The organism is Bradyrhizobium sp. B039 (assembly GCF_038965675.1).
In the GTDB taxonomy this organism is placed as follows: domain Bacteria; phylum Pseudomonadota; class Alphaproteobacteria; order Rhizobiales; family Xanthobacteraceae; genus Bradyrhizobium; species Bradyrhizobium diazoefficiens.
In genome coordinates, this window is sequence record NZ_CP152416.1 from 163,079 (window position 1) to 185,804 (window position 22,726).

At 66.0% G+C, this 22,726-nt stretch carries 25 protein-coding genes; 7 read left to right on the forward strand and 18 right to left on the reverse strand.

The genetic code is table 11. The features are described 5' to 3' along the window. Positions 1-365: 365 nt before the first annotated feature. Positions 366-665 carry a DUF1330 domain-containing protein gene (locus AAFG50_RS00800; protein WP_028174892.1) on the reverse strand — a complete coding sequence of 100 codons (300 nt, stop codon included), beginning with the start codon at positions 663-665 and terminating at the stop codon, positions 366-368. Between the two features lie 186 nt (positions 666-851). Between AAFG50_RS00800 and AAFG50_RS00805 the strand changes: the two genes are divergently transcribed. Continuing rightward, on the forward strand, positions 852-1,394 hold the full coding sequence (locus AAFG50_RS00805; RefSeq protein ID WP_028174891.1) for a hypothetical protein: 543 nt from the start codon (positions 852-854) through the stop codon (positions 1,392-1,394). Between the two features lie 128 nt (positions 1,395-1,522). Here the strand turns inward: AAFG50_RS00805 and AAFG50_RS00810 are convergent, their stop codons facing one another. The 5 genes from AAFG50_RS00810 to AAFG50_RS00830 form a co-directional block, all read right to left on the reverse strand. Next, entirely contained in the window at positions 1,523-1,732 is a 210-nt protein-coding gene (locus AAFG50_RS00810; protein WP_028174890.1) for a hypothetical protein, read from the reverse strand. A gap of 94 nt (positions 1,733-1,826) precedes the next feature. Next, entirely contained in the window at positions 1,827-3,233 is a 1,407-nt protein-coding gene (gene leuC, locus AAFG50_RS00815; RefSeq protein ID WP_011083319.1) for a 3-isopropylmalate dehydratase large subunit, read from the reverse strand. A 327-nt stretch (positions 3,234-3,560) separates the two neighbouring features. Then, entirely contained in the window at positions 3,561-3,941 is a 381-nt protein-coding gene (rplS, locus tag AAFG50_RS00820) for a 50S ribosomal protein L19 (RefSeq protein ID WP_011083318.1), read from the reverse strand. A 110-nt stretch (positions 3,942-4,051) separates the two neighbouring features. Further along, positions 4,052-4,807: a tRNA (guanosine(37)-N1)-methyltransferase TrmD gene (gene trmD, locus AAFG50_RS00825; protein WP_028174889.1), complete on the reverse strand. Its 756-nt coding sequence runs from the start codon at positions 4,805-4,807 to the stop codon at positions 4,052-4,054. A 48-nt stretch (positions 4,808-4,855) separates the two neighbouring features. Next, on the reverse strand, positions 4,856-6,079 hold the full coding sequence (locus AAFG50_RS00830; protein ID WP_074076431.1) for an MFS transporter: 1,224 nt from the start codon (positions 6,077-6,079) through the stop codon (positions 4,856-4,858). 128 nt (positions 6,080-6,207) lie between these two features. Between AAFG50_RS00830 and AAFG50_RS00835 the strand changes: the two genes are divergently transcribed. Beyond that, positions 6,208-7,119 (forward strand): LysR substrate-binding domain-containing protein, encoded by a 912-nt coding sequence (locus AAFG50_RS00835; RefSeq protein ID WP_028174887.1) that lies wholly within the window; start codon positions 6,208-6,210, stop codon positions 7,117-7,119. Positions 7,120-7,125: 6 nt separating this feature from the next. On the opposite strand, the gene rimM is transcribed toward AAFG50_RS00835, so the two are convergent. The 3 genes from rimM to ffh all read right to left on the reverse strand — a co-directional run bounded on the left by rimM (position 7,126) and on the right by ffh (position 9,622). Beyond that, complete coding sequence (gene rimM, locus AAFG50_RS00840; RefSeq protein WP_028174886.1) at positions 7,126-7,647, reverse strand: ribosome maturation factor RimM; 522 nt, start codon at positions 7,645-7,647, stop codon at positions 7,126-7,128. A 9-nt stretch (positions 7,648-7,656) separates the two neighbouring features. After that, positions 7,657-7,989 carry a 30S ribosomal protein S16 gene (gene rpsP, locus AAFG50_RS00845; RefSeq protein WP_011083313.1) on the reverse strand — a complete coding sequence of 111 codons (333 nt, stop codon included), beginning with the start codon at positions 7,987-7,989 and terminating at the stop codon, positions 7,657-7,659. Positions 7,990-8,074: 85 nt separating this feature from the next. Continuing rightward, positions 8,075-9,622 (reverse strand): signal recognition particle protein, encoded by a 1,548-nt coding sequence (ffh, locus tag AAFG50_RS00850; protein WP_028174885.1) that lies wholly within the window; start codon positions 9,620-9,622, stop codon positions 8,075-8,077. A gap of 392 nt (positions 9,623-10,014) precedes the next feature. Here ffh and AAFG50_RS00855 point away from each other — a divergent pair, with 392 nt between their 5' ends. After that, positions 10,015-11,079, forward strand: coding sequence for an MBL fold metallo-hydrolase (locus tag AAFG50_RS00855; protein ID WP_162185885.1), 1,065 nt, complete (start codon positions 10,015-10,017; stop codon positions 11,077-11,079). Positions 11,080-11,302: 223 nt separating this feature from the next. On the opposite strand, the gene AAFG50_RS00860 is transcribed toward AAFG50_RS00855, so the two are convergent. Both AAFG50_RS00860 and AAFG50_RS00865 read right to left on the reverse strand, forming a co-directional pair. Continuing rightward, entirely contained in the window at positions 11,303-12,004 is a 702-nt protein-coding gene (locus AAFG50_RS00860) for an SIMPL domain-containing protein (RefSeq protein WP_028174883.1), read from the reverse strand. A gap of 5 nt (positions 12,005-12,009) precedes the next feature. Continuing rightward, positions 12,010-12,753: a GyrI-like domain-containing protein gene (locus AAFG50_RS00865; protein ID WP_081006296.1), complete on the reverse strand. Its 744-nt coding sequence runs from the start codon at positions 12,751-12,753 to the stop codon at positions 12,010-12,012. 235 nt (positions 12,754-12,988) lie between these two features. On the opposite strand from AAFG50_RS00865, the gene dapF reads away from it, so the two are divergent. Continuing rightward, positions 12,989-13,864 (forward strand): diaminopimelate epimerase, encoded by an 876-nt coding sequence (dapF, locus tag AAFG50_RS00870; protein ID WP_028174881.1) that lies wholly within the window; start codon positions 12,989-12,991, stop codon positions 13,862-13,864. Beyond that, complete coding sequence (mtaB, locus tag AAFG50_RS00875; RefSeq protein ID WP_028174880.1) at positions 13,864-15,117, forward strand: tRNA (N(6)-L-threonylcarbamoyladenosine(37)-C(2))-methylthiotransferase MtaB; 1,254 nt, start codon at positions 13,864-13,866, stop codon at positions 15,115-15,117. The genes dapF and mtaB overlap by 1 nt, the downstream gene beginning before the upstream one ends. A gap of 172 nt (positions 15,118-15,289) precedes the next feature. Here the strand turns inward: mtaB and AAFG50_RS00880 are convergent, their stop codons facing one another. Then, entirely contained in the window at positions 15,290-16,399 is a 1,110-nt protein-coding gene (locus tag AAFG50_RS00880) for a DUF2336 domain-containing protein (protein WP_028174879.1), read from the reverse strand. A 163-nt stretch (positions 16,400-16,562) separates the two neighbouring features. After that, positions 16,563-17,264, reverse strand: a complete 702-nt coding sequence (locus AAFG50_RS00885) for an RNA pseudouridine synthase (RefSeq protein WP_028174878.1) — start codon at positions 17,262-17,264, stop codon at positions 16,563-16,565. 222 nt (positions 17,265-17,486) lie between these two features. On the opposite strand from AAFG50_RS00885, the gene ftsY reads away from it, so the two are divergent. After that, a complete protein-coding gene (gene ftsY, locus AAFG50_RS00890; RefSeq protein ID WP_011083304.1) occupies positions 17,487-18,434 on the forward strand; it encodes a signal recognition particle-docking protein FtsY in 948 nt (315 codons plus the stop codon). 127 nt (positions 18,435-18,561) lie between these two features. After that, positions 18,562-19,164, forward strand: coding sequence for a septation protein A (locus tag AAFG50_RS00895; protein WP_011083303.1), 603 nt, complete (start codon positions 18,562-18,564; stop codon positions 19,162-19,164). A gap of 113 nt (positions 19,165-19,277) precedes the next feature. Here the strand turns inward: AAFG50_RS00895 and AAFG50_RS00900 are convergent, their stop codons facing one another. From AAFG50_RS00900 to ccmA, 5 genes are all read right to left on the reverse strand, one after another. After that, a complete protein-coding gene (locus AAFG50_RS00900) occupies positions 19,278-19,862 on the reverse strand; it encodes a DsbE family thiol:disulfide interchange protein (protein ID WP_028174877.1) in 585 nt (194 codons plus the stop codon). After that, a complete protein-coding gene (gene ccmD, locus AAFG50_RS00905; RefSeq protein WP_028174876.1) occupies positions 19,859-20,044 on the reverse strand; it encodes a heme exporter protein CcmD in 186 nt (61 codons plus the stop codon). Before ccmD ends, AAFG50_RS00900 begins: the two co-directional genes overlap by 4 nt. After that, entirely contained in the window at positions 20,041-20,832 is a 792-nt protein-coding gene (locus tag AAFG50_RS00910; protein WP_028174875.1) for a heme ABC transporter permease, read from the reverse strand. The genes ccmD and AAFG50_RS00910 overlap by 4 nt, the downstream gene beginning before the upstream one ends. A 91-nt stretch (positions 20,833-20,923) precedes the next feature. After that, positions 20,924-21,592: a heme exporter protein CcmB gene (gene ccmB / locus AAFG50_RS00915; protein WP_011083299.1), complete on the reverse strand. Its 669-nt coding sequence runs from the start codon at positions 21,590-21,592 to the stop codon at positions 20,924-20,926. Positions 21,593-21,902: 310 nt separating this feature from the next. Beyond that, positions 21,903-22,505 carry a heme ABC exporter ATP-binding protein CcmA gene (ccmA, locus tag AAFG50_RS00920; protein ID WP_028174874.1) on the reverse strand — a complete coding sequence of 201 codons (603 nt, stop codon included), beginning with the start codon at positions 22,503-22,505 and terminating at the stop codon, positions 21,903-21,905. Positions 22,506-22,726: the final 221 nt, after the last annotated feature.

Sequence of the window (22,726 nt, forward strand, 5' to 3'; positions counted from 1 at the left end):
TCTCAAGGCTCTAGGGTCCGGGCCTAATCCTTGTGTCGTAACGCCTGGTCAGCGCGTGCACCGCAAGAACGAAGCCCGCATGCTGGGCGCGGAGGTCCTCATGACGCGATGGATTGCATTGGCCGTTATCGTTGGGCTCGCCGCCGCCATGCCTCGCGCTTCCGCGGTGCAGAGAATGACGAAGCCGGATGCCTCGGCGGGGATCGCAGTTTTTGATGCGCGACGACACACGCGACATGACGACATTGCGCGGCACTCTGCGTCCCGTGATCCGCGCTACTACGCGCGGCCTGTCTACTACCGTCCCTATCCCTACGGTGTGCCCGCTCCCTTCGTGCTCGGTTTCGGACCGTGGTGGTGACGCGCTAGCCGGCAGGCGCAAATCCCTTCACCAGCAGCACGGTCGCCTGCGCGCCCGCCTTGCGATCGCGCGAGATGTCCTCGTAGTCGGCTGAGGTGGAGAAGGCAACAAACGCGGCTTCGTCGGGAAACGACATCATGACAAGTTTGTCATAGGGCCAGGCGCCTTCGAGCACGTGGGGCTGTTCGTCGGCCGCGAGAAGCCGCCCGCTGTACTTCCTGAACACATCGAAGAACCGCGCCTGGTAGCGGTCATAGGCCGCGCGGTCCGTCATCTTCAATTGCGCGATCGCGTAGACAGTCATTGCAAGAACTCCTCCCATCGCGGCACTGCGCCGCGGCGCGTTGCCCGCAACATCGTTCATTCATGACGCGTTCACGTCGCTGTCCCTAATTTAATCTTGGGAGCGACCGCGAATGAACAGCCAAATGAGCAGCGGTGGCGCGAGGCGCTGCGCCGCAATGCCGCTGTCCAGGTTCAGGAGAATTCGATGCTGAGGATTCTGGGTGTTGGGACAGGTCCGATACGCTTGCTCGGGCTGGCGGCCGTTGCCACGCTGATGCTGTCGGCCGGGACGGCGCGCCGCGCCGAGGCGATGACTCCAATCAATCCGACGGCGTTGCCGGCAGCGAAGGCCGCAAGCGACGACCTCGTTACGCAGGTTCGCCACGGCGGCGGGGGACATGGTGGTGGCGGACATTTTCACGGCGGCGGCGGCGGTGGCTTCCGCGGTGGCGGAGGACATTTTGGCGGCTTCCATGGCGGCGGCTTCCGCGCCGCGCCGGCCTTTCACGGCGGCGGCATTCGCTACGGCGGAGTTCACCACTATGGCGGCGGCGGATTCCATCGCTACGGAGCCTATCGCCCGCATTACGGCTATCGCCACTTCCACCGGCGCTATTATTACGGCGGCTACTATCCCTACTACCACTATCCGCGCCGCTGCCGGATCATCTGGACCTATTACGGCCCGCGCCGCATCTGCCGCTGGCACCATTGGCATCGCTGGCACTATCCGTACCGCTATTGGTGATGTGAGTTACGCCTGAAATCAGCGCAGTCATTCCGGGATGGCGGGTTAGCGCCAGACCCGGAATCTCGAGATTCCGGGTTCGCCCTATGGGCGCCCCGGAATGACTGCGGATAGTGGTGCTCTTTGATTCAGAGCCAATCCTTCAGCTTCCACGACGAAGCTTTCCACCGCATCAGGTTCTCGAGCTTCCACTGCTTGAACATCGCCGGCGGCCAGCGGCTGAGCTTTGAGGTCTCCTCGACCTCCGGCTTGGCGACGATGCGCAAGGGTGTCGCGCGCCGCCGGTGCTGGCGGGTCGCCTCGCTGATCAGATCGACATATTCAGGCTTGTTGGCCATCAGGCGTGTCCTCGCGAAGTCGTCGCGAAGACGCAGTGTCGGCGCTGGCGATTAACGGCGGTTTGCCGCTTTAGCTCAAATTGCGGGGAGCGGCTTAGCGCCACTCCCTGACGTCGACGAAGTGACCCGCGATCGCAGCTGCCGCCGCCATCGCCGGCGACACCAGATGCGTGCGGCCCTTGAAGCCCTGGCGGCCCTCGAAATTGCGGTTCGAGGTCGAGGCGCAGCGCTCTTCCGGCTTCAGCTTGTCCGGGTTCATGGCAAGGCACATCGAGCAGCCCGGCTCGCGCCATTCGAAGCCGGCCTTGATGAAGATCTTGTCCAGACCCTCGGCCTCGGCCTGCTCCTTCACGATGCCGGAGCCCGGCACCACCATGGCGTTGACGCTGGCGGAGACCTGCTTGCCTTCCGCGATCTTGGCGGCGGCGCGCAGATCCTCGATGCGGCCGTTGGTGCAGGAGCCGATGAAGACGCGATCGAGCTTGATGTCGGTGATCTTGGTCCCCGCCGTCAGGCCCATGTACTTCAAGGCGCGGTGCTTGGAGAGACGCTTGGCCTCGTCCGCGATCTTGTCGGGGTCCGGGACGATGCCGGTCACCGAGATGACGTCTTCGGGCGAGGTGCCCCAGGTCACGATCGGCGGCAGCTTGGCCGCGTCGAGCCGCAGCTCGTGATCGAAATGCGCGCCGTCGTCGGAGCGCAGTTTCTCCCAATAGCGCATCGCCGCGTCCCAGGCCGCGCCCTTCGGCGCCTTGGGGCGGTCGCGCAGGAAGTCGTAGGCTTTCTGGTCGGGGGCGACGAGGCCGGCGCGGGCGCCGCCTTCGATCGACATGTTGCAGACCGTCATGCGGCCTTCCATGCTGAGCGCGCGGATCGCCTCGCCGGCGTATTCCAGCACGTAGCCGGTGCCGCCCGCGGTGCCGATTTCGCCGATGATGGCGAGGATGATGTCCTTGCCGGTCACGCCGTCAGGCAATTTGCCGTCGACGGTGACGCGCATGTTCTTGGCCTTCTTCTGGATCAGCGTCTGCGTCGCCAGCACGTGCTCGACCTCGGAGGTGCCGATGCCGTGCGCGAGCGCGCCGAACGCGCCATGCGTCGAGGTGTGGCTGTCACCGCAGACGATGGTGGTGCCGGGCAGGGTGAAGCCCTGCTCGGGGCCGATGACGTGGACGATGCCCTGGCGCTTGTCGAACTCGTTGTAATATTCGATGCCGAATTCCCTGGCATTGTCGGCCAGCGCCTTGATCTGCTCGATGCTCTCCGGATCCGGATTCGGCTTGGTGCGGTCGGTGGTCGGCACGTTGTGGTCGACGACGGCGAGCGTCTTCTCGGGCGCGTGGACCTTGCGCCCGGTCGCGCGCAGACCTTCGAACGCCTGCGGCGAGGTCACCTCGTGCACCAGATGGCGGTCGATATAGAGCAGGCAGGTGCCATCGTCGGCTTCGTGCACCAGATGGTCGTTCCAGATCTTGTCGTACAGGGTGGTCGGCTTGGACATGAGCTTGAGCTCCGGGAATGTTGTGTCAGCGGATATGCGCGGATGGCGCGCGGGCAACAAAATCGTCGGCGCAGCTTTTAGGCTGCGCGCGTAAGCTCTGACGTTGCCGAGGTCGCGAAGCGTCCGAAGAACCGGCCAGGCAGCCGCGAGCGATCGTCTATGACGATGCGCTTGACGGGGGCGAGGCTGGTCAGATCTGGAAACATTCCAAGAATATATAGCAGGGAGATTTGGAAGCGCGAGGGCTTTGACGCGCACGGCTGACGCAACAAAAAAGCGCGGGGCGTTCGGCCCCGCGCTCTTCGAAACTTGCCTGGTGGGCGGAGCTTACTCGCCGACGGCAGCCTGGCGGTCCTGCTTTTCGACGATGCGGGCCGACTTGCCGCGAAGGTTGCGGAGGTAATAGAGCTTGGCGCGACGCACCTTGCCGCGGCGCACGACCTTGATCGAGTCGATCATCGGCGACATCACCGGGAACACGCGCTCGACGCCCTCGCCGTACGAAATCTTGCGCACGGTGAAGCTCTCGTTGAGGCCACCGCCGGAACGGCCGATGCAGACGCCTTCATAGGCCTGCACGCGAGTGCGGTCGCCTTCGACGACCTTCACGTTGACGATCACGGTGTCGCCGGGACCGAATTCCGGAATGTCCTTGCCGGCGGACAGCTTGTCGAATTGCTCTTGTTCGAGCTGCTTGATCAGGTTCATGGGTAAATCTCCATCGGCGCGCCCAGCCTTTTCAAACGGGGGCTGCGCAAAATTCGTCTATCCAGCCATTGCGGATTTGGCCGCTGCTATAAGGCAAGCCGGAGCGTTTGTCACCCGTCTGTCTTGTTTTTTGGCGTTTTTTGGCGACCGGCCCGATTCGGAGCCTTGACCGGGATCTGGGCCCATAAATCGGGCCGCCGGGCCGCCGTCAGGGCCTCAGCTTCGGCCCGCCGCCAGGCCGCGACCTTGGCGTGATCGCCGGAGGTCAGGATCTCGGGGATCGGAACCCCCTCGAACAGTTGCGGGCGGGTATATTGGGGGTATTCGAGCAGGCCGTCGGAGAAGCTCTCCTCGGTTCCCGAGGCTTCCTTGCCCATCACGCCCGGCAGCAGTCGGACGCAGGCGTCAATCAGCGCCAGGGCCGCGATTTCGCCCCCGGAGAGCACGTAATCGCCGATCGAGACCTCCTCCAAGCCCCGCCCGTCGATCACCCGCTGGTCGATCCCTTCGAACCGCCCGCAGACGATTAGGGGGCCGGGGCCCCGGGCGAGCTCCACGACGCGAGCCTGGGTCAATGGCCGACCCCGCGGGCTCATCAGCAGGCGGGGGCGTTCCGAACCGATCTCCGCCGCGTCGATGGCGGCCGCCAGAACATCCGCCCGCAGCACCATGCCCGGGCCGCCGCCGGCCGGGGTGTCGTCGACGCTGCGATGGCGGTCGGTCGCCGAGGCCCGGATGTCCCGCGCCTCGAGCTGCCAGAGCCCGGAGGCCAGCGCGCGGCCGGCCAGGCTCACGCCGAGCGGTCCCGGAAACATCTCCGGAAACAGCGTCAGCACCGTCGCGCGCCAGGGTGAGGAAGTCGTCATCGCCGCTGGTTAGGGCATTGCGGCCGACAGGTCGAGGCCTCGGATTCCTCAGGCTCGCCGGTCATTCGGCAGATGCGATGCCAGCACCAGCGCGAGCGGGCAGATCGCAAGCGCCGTGACGGCCGTCGCCGCGGTTGCCAGCGTCGGACCGACGGCGTCGCCGAGCAGGCCGTAGAGCACCGGCGCGATGGCGCCCGATCCGATCGTGCCGGTGTAGAACAGCGCGAAGGCGCGCTCGGTGCGATGGGGCGATGTGAGCTCGGGGACCGTGCCGTAGAGAACCGAGGACGTGCCGTTGAGCATCACGCCGAGCAGCGGCAGCACGATGATCGCCGGGATCAGCGGCAATGCGAGCACCGCGAGGATCAGCGCGGCGGTGCCGCCCTCGGTGAGAAGCACGGTGCGGATCGTGCCGACGCGTTCGCCGAGCCAGCCGCAGGTGAATTTGCCGGCGGCGCCGCCGATGAAGACCATCGCCAGCGCAAAGCCGCTCGTCGGCAGCGAGGCGCCCTTGTCGCGCAGCAGGAACGGCAGGAAGGTGAGGAAGCCCATCCGCACCGCACTGTCGAGAATCCCGATCGCGAGCAGCCAGGAGAAGCCGCCGCGGCCGGCATGCGTGCCTTGCGTCGTGACCGCTGATTTGTGCGCAAACCCCTTGCCGACAGCCGGCATCAGCAGCGCGAGGCAGAGCGCAACGACTAGGCCCATCAGTGCGACCAGAAGCAGCGCGTGCCGCCACGACACGATCACCAGCAGCACCGCGGTCAGGGCCGGGAGTGCCGCCTTGCCGAGATCGCCGCTGAAATTATAGATGCCGAGCGGTCCGCGCGCCGCCTTGCCATAGGCGCGCGACACTGCGGCCGAGGCGAGCGGATGCTGCGTGCTCGAACCCGCGCCGGATATGAGGAGCGCAAGGCCCAGTCCCATGACGCCGCCGGACAGTCCGGCCAGGACATAGCCGAGCGCGGCGAGCAGCGTGCCGAGCGCGAGCAGGATCTTGCCGTCGATCCGCTCGGCGAGGCGGCCGACCGGGATTTGCAGCCCGGCCATGGCGCCGGAATAGAGCCCGCGCATCACCGCCAGTAGCCCGTAGCTGAGCGCGAATTCGGCCTGCCAGACCGGCAGCAGCACATAGATCAGGTCGGTGTAGCCATCGTGCAGGGCGTGGTTGATGCCGGTCGCCGCCAGGGTGCGGCGCGGCTTGCTCAGCGTCTCCTCGCCGGGAGGGGCCGTTTGCGATTGCGATAGAAAACCTGAGGGGAGAATTGCCACGATCTCAAACCGAAAGCAGTCGAAAGACGAAGCTATGTAAGTGCTTTGGCCTCCACTATGCGGCCTTCAAGAATCCGTCACAAACCAGTAATAATCGGATCATGCGCTAGAAATTCTATTGTATGGCCATGTTCGTTCCTCGCCGCAGCCTGCCGCCCCTGAACGCTGTCCGTGCCTTCGAGGCGGCGGCCCGGCTTGGCAGCTTCAAGGAGGCGGCCGGCGAGCTTGGCGTGACCCATGGCGCGGTCAGCCAGCAGATCCGCCTGCTCGAGACCTGGCTCGGGCCGCCGGCGCTGTTCCGGCGATCGGTGCGGCGGGTGGTGCTGACGCCGGCTGGCGCCGCGCTGCTCGCAGAGTTCGCGCCCGCGCTCGATCGGGTCTCGGCCGCCGTGCAGCAGCATCGCAAGCGTCGCGGCGAGGCGCCGGCCGCGGTGCTGCGCGTCAACGCGCTAGCGACATTCAGCCTGCGCTGGCTGTTGCCGCGCATGACAAGGTTTCGTGCCGAGCATCCCGATATCGAGGTGCGGCTGTCGACGTCGAACGATCCCGTGGATGCCTTGCCCGAGCTGTTCGACGTGGTGATCCGCGGCGGCCCCGACACCTTTCACGGCTTTGCGTCGCGCTTCCTGTTGTCGGAGCAGCGGCTGCCGGTGTGCAGTTCCGCTCTGCTCGCGAAGCTGCCGCTGACCGAGGTTGCGGATCTCAGCCGGCATACGCTGCTGCACGTCACCTCGATGCCGCGGCTGTGGCGCGACTGGCTGACCGATGCAGGCGAGTCCGCGCTGGAGGGCGCGGCGTCGCTGACCTTCGATCATTTCTATCTGACGCTTCAGGCGGCGCTCGACGGCCTCGGCGTCGCCATGGGACCGACGGCACTGATCGCCGACGATCTCGCGGCCGGCCGTCTGGTGACGCCGTTTCCGAACATCAGCCTGCCGGCCCGCAGCTATTTTGCTTACTTTCCCGAAGGGCGCGACGACGATCCGCATCGCGCGGTGTTCTGCGACTGGCTCGAGCAGCAGGGCCGCCAGACAGTCTGAGCGCGGTTAGCGCTCTTCAGCCTCCTCGCCCGCGATCTCCTGCGGCAGGGCGACCACGACGCGGCCGCCGGCTATATCGACCTCCGGCACCACCGCGTTGGAGAACGGCAGCAGCAGGGACGTGCCCTTCGGCGGCGCGATCTCGATGATGTCGCCGGCGCCGAAATTGTGGATCGCGAGCACGCGGCCGAGCGGATCGCCGTCCGTGGTGACGGCGGCGAGTCCGATCAGATCGGTGTGGTAATATTCGTCCTCGTCGGTCGCGGGCAGCTTTTCGCGCGCGACGTAGAGCTCGATGCCGTTGAGGCGCTCGGCCTCATCGCGGGTCGTGACGCCCTTGAACGTCGCGACCAGATGATCCTTCGCCTCGCGCGCCTGAGCGACCTCGAACTGGCGCTTGCCGTCCTTGGACAGAAGCGGACCGTAGCGCTTGATGGCGAAGGGATCTTCGGTGAAGGTCCACAATTTGACCGCACCGCGCACACCATGCGCGGCGCCGATCCGCGCGACGCAGACCAGCGCCGACATGGTCTGGCCTTAACCCTTCGCGGCAGCTTCGGCCTGCGCCTTGCGCTCCTTGCGCGGCACGGCCTTCTGCGGGTTGTTGCGCGCTTCGCGCTTCTTGACGCCGGCGGCGTCGAGGAAACGCGACACGCGGTCCGACGGCTGCGCGCCCTTGGCGACCCAGGCCTTCACCTTCTCCATGTCGAGCTTGAGGCGCGCCTCGTTGTCCTTCGGCAGCAGCGGGTTGAAGTAGCCGAGACGCTCGATGAAGCGGCCATCGCGCGGAAAGCGCGAGTCGGCGACGACGACGTGATAGACGGGACGCTTCTTGGTGCCTGCGCGGGCGAGGCGGATAACGACGGACATTCAGTTCTCCTTCAAAGTACAGTTTGTTCGGTTGATTGGTATTCCGCGTTGCGCGAGACCGATGCGATCCCGTGCGACGAATTCCTCATTTCTTCTTGCCCGGGAAACCGCCGAGGCCCGGCAGCGTCGGCTTGCCGCTCAGCCCGGTCAGTCCAGGAAGGTTCGGCAGGCCGGTGCGAAGACCGGGCGGCAAATCCTTCGGCAAATTCGGCAGGCCTTGTCCGCCGCCGCTTTGCATCTTCTCCTGCATCGCCTTCATCTCTTCGGGCGAAGGCATCTTCATGCCGCCGCCAAAGCCCATCGCCTGGGCGATGCCGGCGAGCGGGCCGCGCTTGCCCGAGCCCATGGCCTTCATCACGTCGGCCATGTTCCGGTGCATCTTGAGCAGCTTGTTGACGTGCTCGACGCTCTGGCCGCTGCCTGCGGCGATGCGCTTCTTGCGGCTGGCCTTGAGCAGGTCGGGATGACGGCGCTCGTCGCGCGTCATGGAATCGATGATGGCGACCTGGCGCTTCAAGATCTTGTCGTCGATCCCGGCGGCCGCGATCTGGTTCTTCATCTTGGAGATGCCGGGCATCATGCCCATCAGGCCGCTGATGCCGCCCATATTGGCCATCTGCGACAGCTGCTCGCGCATGTCGTTGAGGTCGAACTGACCCTTGCGCATGCGCTCGGCGGTGCGCGCGGCCTTTTCGGCGTCGATGTTGGCGGCGGCACGTTCGACCAGCGACACCACGTCGCCCATGCCGAGGATGCGGCCGGCGATACGGTCGGGATGGAAGTCCTCCAGCGCGTCGGTCTTTTCACCGGTGCCGATCAGCTTGATCGGCTTGCCGGTGACGGCACGCATCGACAGCGCGGCGCCGCCGCGGCCGTCGCCGTCCACGCGGGTCAGCACGATGCCGGTGAGGCCGACGCGCTCGTCGAAGGCGCGGGCAAGATTGACGGCGTCCTGGCCGGTGAGCGAGTCCGCGACCAGCAGCACTTCATGCGGATTCGCGGCAGCCTTGATGGCTGCGGCTTCCGCCATCATGTCTTCGTCGAGCGTGGTGCGGCCGGCGGTGTCGAGCAGCACGACGTCGTAGCCGCCGAGCTTGCCGGCTTCCAGCGCGCGCTTTGCGATCTGCGCCGGCTGCTGTCCCGCCACGATCGGCAGGGTCGGAATGTCGAGATCGCGGCCGAGCACGGCCAGCTGCTCCATCGCCGCCGGGCGATAGACGTCGAGCGAGGCCATCAGCACCTTGCGCTTGTCGCGCTGGACCATGCGGCGGGCGAGCTTCGCGGTGGTGGTGGTCTTACCGGAGCCCTGCAGGCCGACCATCATGATCGGCACCGGCGGCACGGAATTGATGTCGATGGTCTGGCCTTCGGCGCCGAGGGTGTTGATCAGCTCGTCATGGACGATCTTGACCACCATCTGGCCGGGGGTCACCGACTTGACGACGGTGGCGCCGATCGCCTGCTCGCGGACGCGTTCGGTGAAGCTGCGCACGACTTCGAGCGCAACGTCGGCCTCCAGCAGCGCGCGGCGCACCTCGCGCATCGCGGCGTCGACGTCCTTTTCGGTCAGCGCCCCGCGCCCCGTCAGACGATCGAGGATGCCGCCAAGCCGTTCCGACAGATTGTCGAACAATGCCGTTGTCCCTTGTCCTGCTTGCGCAGGGTTGCCGCATTCACCTCTGTCATGCCCCGCCTTCGCGGGGGATGACCAGTTCTCGGTCCGTGGCCTGCAGCCAGGAAGCGATCTTCCAAACACCTTTGCGCCCGAGGGCGCATAGCGCTGTCGGGCGTTGACCTCTGGCCTCCAGGGCCAGTCGGCGGGTCGAAAAGAAAGCCTTTCCGAGAAAGTGGCGGGGTTAAACGCCGCTCCCGCCAAAAAGTCAAGGAAAGATAGGGCGCCGGAACGCCCCTGCCAGGGCAAGGCTCTGAAATTATGACTCTTTTGGCGATGGGTTCCTTTTCTGGCGGCCCCGCCCATATAGGCGGTGATGTCTTGCCGTCCCGACCATCCCTAGAATCCCGCCGGTGCCGGTCGCCCGCCGCCGCCTTTTCGGACTGCTTGCCGGAGCCGGTGCGCTGGTCGGCGTCCCCTCCCTCTGGATATCTAGCATGAAGACCTATGACGGTCCCGCCTCCGACCATTTCAACGGCCTGCACTTCTTCGATCCCGACGGCGCGCCGCCGAAACCGCTTCGCGAGGTGCTGCGCTGGCAGTTCAGCGGCAAGCGGCAGCGGGCGACCTGGCCGGATTGGGCTCCGAGCCCCCATGCCGACACCCCGCCGGAGCGCGTCGACGGCGGCAAGGCACGGCTCTCCTTCGTCGGTCACGCCAGCTGGCTGATCCAGGCCGGTGGCCTCAACATCCTCGTTGATCCCGTCTGGTCCTCGCGGGTGTCGCCCGTCGGCTTTGCCGGCCCGAAGCGGCACAACGATCCCGGCATCGCCTTCGAGAAGCTGCCGAAGATCGACGTCGTGCTGGTCTCGCACGGGCACTACGATCATCTCGACATCGCGACGCTGGCGCGCCTCGCCAAGAATTTTGCTCCGCGGGTGGTCACGCCGCTCGGCAATGACGTGACGATGCGCAGCACCGACTCGTCGATCAAGGCCGAGGCGTTCGACTGGCACGACCGCGTCGAGCTCGGCGGCGGCATCGCGGTGCATCTGGTCCCGACGAGGCACTGGACGGCGCGAGGCCTGTTCGATCGCAACAAGGCGCTGTGGGCGAGTTTTGTGTTGGAGACGCCGGCCGGGAAAATCTACGTCGTCTGCGATTCCGGCTATGGCGATGGCAGACATTTCCGCCGCGTCGCGGAGAAGCACGGGCCGTTACGCCTGGCGATCCTCCCGATCGGCGCCTACGAGCCGCGCTGGTTCATGCGCGACCAGCACATGAATCCGGAAGATGCCGTGAAGGCGCTGCTCGATTGCGGCGCGCAGGACGCGCTCGGGCATCATCACGGCACTTTCCAGCTGACGGACGAGGCGATCGACGCACCTGCGAAAGCGCTGGTCGAGGCGCTGGATGCCGCGCAGATTCCGCAGCAGCGGTTCGTCGCGATGAAGCCGGGGCAGGTGGTGGAGATCTAGCTCCGCTGTCGCCACCCATACAGCTCGTCGTCCCGGGGCGCGACGAAGTCGCGAGCCCGGGACCCATACCCACAGCAAGATGTTTGACGAAGACTCGTCGTTTTCAGTCTTCCCGCGGTACGGCGACCTGCGCCTACCGAAAGGTCACGCGGTATGGATCCCGGCCTTCGCCGGGACGACAGTTGTATTTGTAGCGAGCAGTGTGCCTCTTACGGCGCTACGTCTACTGCCCCTGCTTGATCGCCCAGCTCACATTCACCGTCACCGACAGCGTCTCCTCGCCCGGTGCGACGGCGGCGGGTGCGGCCATCGGTGCCGTGGCCATTCGCGCCTTGAACAACGGCACCGGCGCGCCGCCTTCGGAGACGCTGAGCGGTGCACCCAGCGTGACGCCGGTGGCCTTGGCGTAGATCTCGGCCTTGCGGCGGGCATCCGCCACCGCCTGCTCGCGGGCGTCGTCGAGCAGTTTTGACGCCTGCGTCACCTCGAACGAGATGTTGCCGATATCGTTGGCGCCGGCGCTGACCAGCGTGTCGATGATGCCGGCGATCTTGGTCACATCGCGAATCTTGACGGTGACGCGATTGGAGGCGCGGAAGCCGACCACGGGCGAGGCGCCGGTGGATTTGTTCTGGCCGTATTGCGGCTGCAGCGACAGCCGTGAGGTCTGGTAATCCTTCTCGGCGATCCCGGCCCCCTTCAACGCCAGCAGCACCTTGCCCATCGCGGCGTTGTTGGCGTCGGAGGCTTCCTTCGCCGTCTTGGCGTCATTGGCGACGCCCGCGTCGATCTGTGCAAGATCGGGCGCCACTGAAACGGTGGCCTCGCCGCTCACCGAGATCGCGGAGGGAAAATCGTCGGCGAACACGGGCGTTGCCAGCAGCGTGGCAGCGAAAACGGCGGCGAGTACGGCAGGCTTTTTCATCGGTCTCACTTCAGTGGCACGAAAACATTGATCACGAGCTTGTCCTCCGCCGTCTTCAGGGGATCGGTGAGGTACTCCTCGATAAAGGTGTCCTTGGCTTCCAGTCTCTTGTCGTCGAGGTGATTGGTGATCGCCTCGTAGGTGTTGTCCATGTTGTCGTAGGAGCCGCGATGGACGAATTTCAGCGCCTTGCCTTCAGGCGATTTGCCGACGCTCATGTCCTTGGGCAGGTTCTTGGGATCCTGCTCGACCGGAATCTCGGCGAGGAAGGTGAAGCCGGTGTCGTCGGTCGAGGTATAGACGATCATCGAATTGCCGGCGTGCTTGATGCCCTGCTTGTCCAAGAGCGTGTTCAGCGCCTTGAAGGCATCGACCAGCGTGTCGAAGGCCGAGTCCCAATTGGCGGTGCCCTTGACCATCACGACCTTCCTGGACTCGAGCGTGGTCTCGAGGCCAAAGGGATCGGCGGTCTGGACCGGGGCGGGGGTGGCGGCGACAGCCGGGGCCGTCGGGCTGGGCGAGGCGCTGGCTGCGGGCGCCGGTGAGGCGCTCGCCGCAGGCGAGGGCGTTGCCACGGGAGCGGGCGAGGCACTTGCAGCCGGGGCGGGCGAGGCCGACGGGGCCGGCGAGGGGCTCGCCGAGGCAGCCGGCGCCGGGCTCGGGCTCTGCGCCAGAGCGGCGGATAGCCCAAGCGACAAGGCCGCTGCCGGGATCAGCGCGGCCAGAGCGAGACGACGAAAAGTGTTCATTTTATTCTCCCCAAGGCCTTGGTCCAGCAAGGCCCTAATTCATCAAGACCTTACCCACCAAGGCCTTAACCCGGCCGCGCGCCCCGGTTCGCGCGAACCGCGCCGTTCTAACACGCGAGCGCCGAATTCGTCCCATGACAGATGCGTCATGGCGAACCTCCTGGCGCCCGGCGGCAAATCACTGGCCAAGCGGCCAAGGATCGCCATATAAGGCAGGCGAAATTCAGGAAATTTCATGAGCGCGCTGGCCAACCACGCATTTGCCAAGATGAACGGCATCGGCAACGAGATCGTCGTTGTCGACATGCGCGATTCCACGGCAAAGGTGACGCCGGACGATGCCCGCGCGGTGGCATCCGCGCAGGGCGGCGTGCCCTACGATCAGCTCATGGTGCTTCAGAAGCCGCGGCTCGACGGCACAGAGGCCTTCATCAGCATCTACAACAATGACGGCTCCGAAGCCGGCGCCTGCGGCAACGGCATGCGCTGCGTGGTGCGGCGCATCTTCGAGAAGACCGGGCAGGCAACGGCGACGTTCGAGACGGCCGCCGGCCTGCTCAATGCCTGGCAGGGCCCGGCGCCCGATCTCTACACCGTCGACATGGGCGTGCCCAAGTTCGGCTGGCAGGACATTCCGCTGGCGGAAGAGTTTCGCGACACCCGCTACATCGAATTGCAGATCGGGCCGATCGACAATCCGATCCTGCATTCGCCCTCAGTGGTGAGCATGGGCAACCCGCACGCGATCTTCTGGGTCGACGACGTCAACGCCTATGACCTCGCGCGCTTTGGCCCGCTGCTGGAAAACCATCCGATCTTCCCCGAGCGCGCCAACATCACGCTCGCCCATATCGTCGACCGCGACCACATCACGATCCGCACCTGGGAGCGTGGCGCCGGCCTCACCAGGGCCTGCGGGTCGGCGGCCTGCGCGACGGCCGTCGCCGCGGCACGCCTGAAGCGCGCCAGTCGCAACGTCGAGATCACGCTGCCCGGCGGCAAGCTCGGCATCGAATGGCGCGAGCGCGACGACCACGTGCTGATGACGGGCACCGCGACCTTCGAATATGAGGGCAATTTCGATCCGGCGCTGTTCGCGCCGGTCGGATAATGTCCGTCGATATCGTCACCTTCGGCTGCCGCCTCAACGCCTTCGAGGCCGAGGTGATCCGCGGCAAAGCCGAAGGCGCAGGTCTCGTAGACACCATCGTCATCAACAGCTGCGCCGTCACCAACGAGGCGGTGGCGCAGGCGCGGCAGTCGATCCGCAAGCTGAAGCGCGAGCGGCCGGGGGCGCGCATCGTCGTCACCGGCTGCGCCGCACAGACGCAGAGCCGGATGTTCGCCGATATGGCCGAGGTCGATCGCGTCGTCGGCAATGACGACAAGATGCGCAGCGATGCCTGGCGCGAGGCGCGCGATGCCTTCGACATCGGCGCCAGGGAGAAGATTGCCGTCAGCGACATCATGGCGGTGAAGGAGATGGCGCCGCATCTCATCGACGGCTTCGCAAGCGGCCTGCCGCGCGTGTTCGTGCAGGTGCAGAACGGCTGCGACCATCGCTGCACCTTCTGCATCATCCCCTATGGCCGCGGCAATTCGCGCTCGGTGCCGATGGGCAGCGTGGTCGAGCAGGTGCGGGCGCTGGCGGAGCGCGGCCATGCCGAGATCGTGCTGACCGGCGTCGACCTCACCAGCTATGGCGCCGACCTGCCGGGCGCGCCGAAGCTCGGCATGCTGACGAAGCAGATCCTGCGGCATGTGCCGGAGCTGAAGCGCCTGCGCATCTCCTCGATCGATTCGATCGAGGCGGACAACGATCTGCTCGATGCGATCGCGGACGATGCGCGGCTGATGCCGCATCTGCATCTGTCGCTGCAGTCGGGCGACGACATGATCTTGAAGCGCATGAAGCGGCGGCATTTGCGGGGCGATGCGATCGCCTTCTGCGACCAGGTGCGGCGCCTGCGCCCGGACGTCGCCTTCGGCGCCGACATCATCGCGGGCTTCCCGACCGAGACCGAGGCGATGTTTTCCCGCTCGCTCGATCTGGTCGAGGAATGCGGCCTGACCTTCCTGCACGTCTTCCCCTACTCCCCGCGCCCCGGCACGCCCGCCGCACGGATGCCGCAGGTTGCGGGACCTGAGATCAAGGAACGCGCGCGGCGGCTGCGTGCGGCTGGAGAGGCAGCATTGCGTCAGAGGCTGCAAGCCGAAATTGGCGCAACGCGCGATGTGCTGATCGAAAGTGAGAGCCAGGGCCGCACGGAGCACTATCTGCCGGTGGCGATCGCGGGCGCGCGCGTGGGGAGCGTGGTGCCGCGGATGATCGTCGGCAGCGATGGTGAGCGGTTGACCACGTAATTTGCCGTCGTCGTCCTGGCGAAAGCCAGGACCCATTACCCCAGGGAGAAGTTGTTGCACGGGATTGCCAACCACCAGTCTTCGCCAAATTGAACTCGGTGGTTATCGGTCCTGGCTTTCGCCAGGACGACAGCGGAGGGCGTGGCCCGCAGCGCGCCTCAAACCCGCTCCGCTACGACGCCCGCACCTGCCAGAACCGCAGCGTGCGCCGCGCGTTCTCCGGCGTCATTCGTGCGTAATGCCCCTGCGCTCTCGCAAGATCCGCCGGCTTCATCGCGCCGGTGGCGAAGCGGCTTTCGAGCACGGCGGCGGTGGTTTCCCAGCTGAGCTGCGCCGCCTTGCACGGCACCAGCAGGCCGTCCTCGCGCAGGCTCTGCATCAGCGGGCGAATCACCTCGACGGTGGATTGCGACAACACCGCCAGCGCCGCGACGGTTTCTTCATAGCGCCGCTGCTTGGCAAAGCTGAACAGCGTCGCCTCGTTGAGCTGGCCGGATGCCTTGAGACCTGCGATGGCGCGCTTGGCGCCTTCGAAATCGCGGACACCGGACATCTCGCGCGTGACGCCGGCGGTAACGGCGGCGATCGCGCCCTGGATTTCCTCGAACAGATGCGGCGGCGCGCGCGACAGCAGGCGGGTGCGAACCGTGTCCGTCGCCGAGCGCAGCAACTGGCGGCGCAGCTCCGATGGCAGATCGACGCGGACGCCGACGCTGACGGCGAGCTCCGGATCACTCTCCGCCTGTCCGACGATGACGGCAAATCCGTTTCCGGAGACGCGTGCGCCCGGATTGGCCGCGAGCCGCCGGCTGACGCTGGGATAGCGGCGCGCCAGCAGCGCGTCGGTGACGATCTCCTTCAGCCACCAGCGCCCGGCGACCGCGAGCAGATGCGGCTCGCCCTTGGATGATGCGATCCTCACCAGCTCGCCGTCGTCGAGGCGCGCGGATTCCTGGAGCACGGGACCGGCGATGCGGATCTCGTCATTGTTGGCGAGGCGGCGGATCACGGAGGGCGGCGCCTGTGCGATCGGCGCCAGCTGTGCGCTGATCTCGGCCAGCGCCACGCGTGCGCCCATGTCGGCGATGGCGCGAAGCTCGATGGTGCCGATCAGGCGCTCGAGCACCTCGTCGAACAGCGCGATCTGCTCGTCGTCAAAACTGCCGGCGGAGGACAGGAACAGGTCGGTGACGCGGCGGGCCGTCTCCAGGCCCTTTTCCGCCGAGCCAATCCGAATTGCGGATTCGACCTCGTCGATGATCGATAGCTCGGCCTTGGACATGACGCGCGGCTCGTCCTGAGCGGATTGACGGAAGCTTGTTCTAAGCGACCGCTATCATTAGAGGCGAGCCCTGAACGTTTCGTAAACCATGGCCGAGGAGAACGAAGTGCTGCCGCGGCGGCGCTGCGCTCCCTCTCCCGCAAGCGGGAGAGGTGAACGGCACCTATTCCCCATTCCACCCGCAGGCGCGCAGTTTTTCGTGCATGTGCGGCGGGGCCGGGGCCACCACGCGGACCGGCTCCTTGTTCCGGGAGATCGGCACTACGATCTCGCGGGAGTGCAGGTGCAGCTTCGGCTCGCCGAAGCGCGGGCCGTTGCCGTAAATGTTATCGCCGAAGATCGGCCAGCCGGTCGCGGCCGAATGCACCCGCAATTGATGGGTCCGCCCCGTCACCGGTTCCATGGCGAGCCAGGTGAAACCGTCACCCCGGCCCATCACCTTCCAGTTGGTGATCGCCTTCTGGCCTTCGGGATCGGGCTTCTGCCACCAGCCGCGCTCGGCATTGAGCCGGCCGAGCGGCATATCGATGGTGCCTTCGTCCTCGGCGGGCCCGCCTTCGACCACGGTCCAGTAGGTCTTGCCGATCTTGCCGTGCTTGAACAGCAGGCCGAGCGAGGCGGTCGCCTTGCGATGGCGGCCGAGGATGAGGCAACCGGAGGTGTCCTTGTCCAGCCGGTGGGCCAGCACCGGCGGCCGCGGCAGGCCGAAACGGAGCGCGTCGAAGGATGCCTCCAGATTGGCGCCGCCCTTGGGGCCGCGATGCACCGGCAGACCGGCCGGCTTGTCGATGACCAGCATCAATCCGTCGCGATGGAGCACGCGGCCCAGGATTTCGTCGGCGGTCAGTTCGGGAACATCGAGCAATGGCAGGACTTTCGGTCAAGACTTTCGTTTGGGAGCCGGAACGGCTAACACACCAGTGCGGTGGATTTGGCATTCGCTCAGCGGCTGCCGCGAAATGTGAAGCGAATGCCAAATCCAGGGCCGCACTGGCAACAATATTTTCTCGTGCCGCTCTTCGATTTGAAGTTCCTAACCGGACTTGCGGCAAGAGAGTAGGAACTTCAAATCGTCGGCACGAGCATCATGAACGATACCACGTCAGATCCCCCCAAGCTGAGCTGGTGGCGCCGCCTGTCCAACGGGCTGAAGCGCACCTCGTCCTCGCTCGGGACCGCGGTCGCCGACCTCGTCACCAAGCGCAAGCTCGACCGCGCCATGCTCGACGACATCGAGGACGTGCTGCTGCGCGCCGACCTCGGCACATCCGTCGCGGTGCGCATCGCGGACGCCGTCGGCACCGGGCGCTACGACAAGGCGATCTCGGCCGACGAGGTCAAGGACGTCGTTGCGACCGAGGTCGAGAAGGTGCTGGCGCCGGTGGCGAAGCCGCTCGAGATCGATGCGGCCAGGAAGCCGTTCGTCATCCTCGTCGTCGGCGTCAACGGCTCCGGCAAGACCACCACCATCGGCAAGCTCTCGCAAAAATTCGCCTCCGAAGGCCGCAAGGTGATGCTGGCCGCCGGCGACACTTTTCGCGCGGCAGCCATCGAGCAGCTCAAGGTCTGGGGTGAGCGTACGAAAACACCGGTCATCGCGGGCACGCAAGGCTCCGACTCGGCGAGCCTCGCCTTCAACGCGCTGACGGCGGCGAAGGAGCAGAAAACCGACGTGCTCCTGATCGACACCGCCGGGCGGCTTCAGAACAAGGCCGAGCTGATGAACGAGCTCGAAAAGGTCGTGCGCGTCATCCGCAAGGTGGACGACACTGCGCCGCATGCGGTGCTGCTTGTGCTCGACGCCACCGTCGGCCAGAACGCGCTGTCGCAGGTCGAGGCCTTCCATCGCACCGCCGGCGTCACCGGCCTCGTGATGACCAAGCTCGACGGCACGGCGCGCGGCGGCATCCTGGTGGCGCTCGCGGAGAAATTCAAACTGCCGGTGCATTTCATCGGCGTCGGCGAAGGCGTCGACGATCTCGCGCCGTTCACCGCGCGCGATTTCGCCCGTGCGATCGCCGGAATCGAGTCATAGGTTTCTTTCGTCATGCCCCGCGCAGGCGGGGCATCCAGTACGCCGCGCCGCCGGTTGTCGATCACAGGTGCCACGGAATACTGGATCCCCCGCATTCGCGGGGGATGACATCAACGAAAGTCAGGGAATGGACAAGACCCAGCCGCATCCGCTGTTCAAGCTTGCGACCGAACTCGGTCCGCTGCTCGTCTTCTTCTTCGTGAATGCGAAGTTCAATCTGTTCGCCGCGACCGGCGCCTTCATGGTCGCGATCGTCGCGGCGATGATCGCCTCCTATGTGGTGACGCGCCATATCCCGATCATGGCGATCGTGACGGGCGTGATCGTGCTGGTGTTCGGCACGCTGACGCTGGTGCTGCACGACGAGACCTTCATCAAGGTCAAGCCGACCATCATCTACGGCCTGTTCGCCGCCATCCTCGGCGGCGGGCTGCTGTTCGGCCGCTCCTTCATCGCCGTGATGTTCGACCAGATGTTCAACCTGACGCCGCAGGGCTGGCGCATCCTGACGCTGCGCTGGGCGCTGTTCTTCGCCGGCATGGCCGTGCTGAACGAGATCGTCTGGCGCACCCAGAGCACGGACTTCTGGGTGAACTTCAAGGTGTTCGGCGTGACGCCGATCACGATGATCTTCGCCATCGCCCAGATGCCGCTGACCAAGCGCTATCACCTCGAGCCGGTCTCGCTGGAAGCGAGCGAGGCGGATGCGGGGGATGTGAGGAAGGGGTGACTGTTTGATGTCATTCCGGGGCACGCGAAGCGTGAACCCGGAATCTCGAGATTCTCAGGTGCGCAAGTGCACACCATAGTTCGGCTCTGCGAGCCGCCCCGGAATGACAGTAACTACTTCAGCGCCTTCTCCATCTGCGGCAGCAGCACGCTCCGCAGATTGTCCGGCGTAATCGGACCGACCAGCTTGTAGACGATGGTGCCCTCACGTCCGACGACGAAGGTCTCCGGCACGCCATAGACGCCCCATTCGATCGAGGCGCGGCCGTTGGCATCCACGCCGACGCGGCCGAACGGGTTGCCGTAGCGGCCAAGGAAGCGGCGGGCGTTGTCGGCCGCGTCCTTGTAGTTGATGCCGACGAGCTGGAAGCGCTTGTCTTTCCCCAGCTCGGTCAGAAGCGGCGCCTCGTCATGGCAGGGTACGCACCAGGACGCCCAGACGTTGACGAGGCTGACCTTGCCCTTGAACGCGGCGGGATCGAGCCCCGGCACCTGGACGTTGTCGGCCTGCAATCCCTCGAGCGGCGGCAGCGCGGTCTGCGGAGCCGGCCGTCCGATCAGCGCGGAGGGAATCCGCGAAGGATCGCCGCTGCCGAGCCGGAACCAGAACAGCAGCGCCAGGCCGATGAAGGCGATCAGCGGCAGCACCATCAGGAAGGTGCGGCGCTGCGGGCTCGCGGAAGTCGACTGCTCGCTCATGGCCGATCCATCGCGCTGCGCCCCGAGCGGCGGGTGATGCCGCTGCGGTCGAGGTCGCGCAGGCGCCGGGTCTGGCTGCGATAGTCCAGCACGATCCAGCCGATCAGGATCGCGACCACGAGCGCGGCTGCGGCATAGGACGTCACGATGAAGGAGGCATAGGGACCGAGCGACATGATCATGCGGCCCCGACTTCGTTTGACGCGTTGTTTTGACGCAAACCGTCGCCCATCTCGCTCGAAAACGCCATGCGGCTCGCCTGCATCATCTGCAGCGAGCGGACACGGCGGCGCAGGATCTCGTTGCGCATCGCCGCCAGGTGCAACGTGACGAACAGCAGCGTGAACGCGATCGCCATCACCAGCAGCGGAATCAGGAACGATTTGTCGAGCGACGAACCGCCCATGCGCATCACCGAAGCCGGCTGGTGCAGCGTGTTCCACCAGTCGACGGAGAACTTGATGATGGGCAGGTTGATCGCGCCGACCAGCGTCAGCACCGCGGCGGCGCGCGCCGCGCGCGAGGGATCGTCGACCGCGCGCCACAGCGCCATCAGGCCGAGATACATCAGGAACAGAATCAGCACCGAGGTCAGGCGAGCGTCCCATTCCCAATAGGTGCCCCACATCGGCCGGCCCCACAGCGAACCCGTCAGCAGCGCGAGGAAGGTGAAGGCGGCGCCGATGGGAGCTGCCGCCTTCGCGGCGACGTCGGCGAGCGGATGCCGCCACACCAGCGTGCCCAATGAGGCGACGCTCATCACGCCCCACACGAACATCGACAGCCAGGCGTTGGGCACGTGGATGAACATGATCTTCACGGTCGCGCCCTGCTGGTAGTCGTCGGGCGCTAGCGCGGATTGGTAGAGGCCGATCGCGAGCAGGATGACGGTCGCGGCCGCAAGCCACGGCAACACCCGCGCCGTCAGCGCGAGGAACCGTGTCGGGTTGGCGAGGTCGATCAGCGTCATGGTATTCTGATAATCACAGGTCAGCACTCACGCAATCAGCATAAAAGCGCGCAGCGAAAGTTGATCGGGGTCAAGGTCGGTCGAGCTCATCTCAGTCGAGGCCATGCCGCAGGCTCGCCGCCGCCGCGAAGGGGCCGATCACGAGGCTGACCAGCGACAGCGCGCACAGGATCGAGAACGGCGCGCCGAACGACATGGGACCGACGATCACCGCCTGGGAGGCCGCGACCCCGAAGATCAGCACCGGGATCGACAGCGGCAGCACCAGAACCGCCATCAAAAGCCCGCCGCGATGCAGCGTCACCGCCAGCGCGGCGCCGATCATGCCGGTAAAGGTCAGGGCCGGCGTGCCCGCGAGCAGCGTCAGGGCCACCGCGCCGGTCGCGACCATGTCGAGGTTGAGCAAGAGCCCGAGCACGGGGGTTGCGACAATCAGCGGCAGGCCCGCCGCCAGCCAATGCGCCAGCGCTTTCGCCGCGCAGGCGAGTTCCAGCGGCGTCCGGCTCATCGTGATCAGGTCGAGCGAGCCGTCCTCATGGTCGGCCATGAACAGCCGGTCCAGCGTCAGCAGGCTCGCCAGCAGGGCGCCGAGCCAGAGAATGGCCGGCCCCAGCCGCGACAGCAACGCGAGGTCCGGCCCCACCGCGAACGGCATCAGCACCACCACGGTCAGGAAGAACAGCACGCCGATCAGCGCCCCGCCGCCAACGCGGAGCGCGATCCTGATATCCCGGCGGATGAGGGCGGACAGGGCGGTCATGGGGCTGCCTTTTCGGCTTCGAGACGATCGTAAGAGCCCGACTCGCGCCACAGGCAATCTGCGCTCCCTCCCCCCTTGCGGGGGAGGCGTAGGCCGCCTCCGGCGGCCGTCCTCTTAAGAGACGCCGAAGCGAAGCTTCGGCTATGGGAGAGGGGTGGCCCCGGAAAAGGTGTGCTTGGGTTCAGGGAAGGACTTCGGTAGATCGAGAGGGTCCCTGTGTGGCACCCCCCTCCCTGCCCCTCCCCCACAGGGGGGGAGGGAACGGGTAGAGCGGAGCTTTGCCGCTCGAAAAGCTGAGGGTCGGTCGGAATCATGCCACACCCCCGATCCGCAGCTCGCGTGATTCGATCCCCAGCGCCATGTGGGTCGCCGCGATGATCAGGCCGCCGCGGGCGAGATGGTCGCGCATCAGGCCGCCGAACATGTCCTGGCCGGCGACGTCCAGCGCCGTGGTCGGCTCGTCCAGGAGCCAGATCGGGCGGCGCACCGTCAGCAGCCGGGCCAGCGAGAGCCGGCGGCGCTGGCCGGCCGACAGAAAAGCTGCCGGCAGGTGGGTGGCGTGGTCGAGCCCGACCGTGGCGAGGCTCTCATGGGCATCAAGTCGCTCGCCGCCCAGAAAATCGGCCCAGAATGACAGATTTTCCGCCACGCTCAGCGCCGGCTTCAGGGCGTCGCGATGGCCGAGATAGTGGCATTGCTCAGGCAATGTCAGCTCGGCATCGCCGCCATCGAGCGCGATCGTCCCGCCAGCCGGAATGAGCAGCCCCGCGATCAGCCGCAGCAGCGAGGTCTTGCCCGACCCGTTGCGGCCGACGACCGCCACGGCCTCGCCGGAGACGGCCTCGAAATCGAGCCCGGCAAACACCTCGCGGCCGCCCCGCACACAGATCACCCCACGTCCGGAAAGCTGCATCTTGCCTCGTATCAACCCGTTCAAACCAGGCATCAGGAAAACTTGGGGTAGCGCATGGGAATTTTTGGCTCGCGGATTGCTGCGGCACGTTTGTGGCTGTGGCGGCGCGGTTAGAAAGCTTCTATAAGCCCGGAACTACTTGATGCAGCAACTCAACCTGCCCCTGCAAGCGACCCAGCCGGATTCGCTGACGGTGTTAAAATACCCCTTGCCGGGTATAA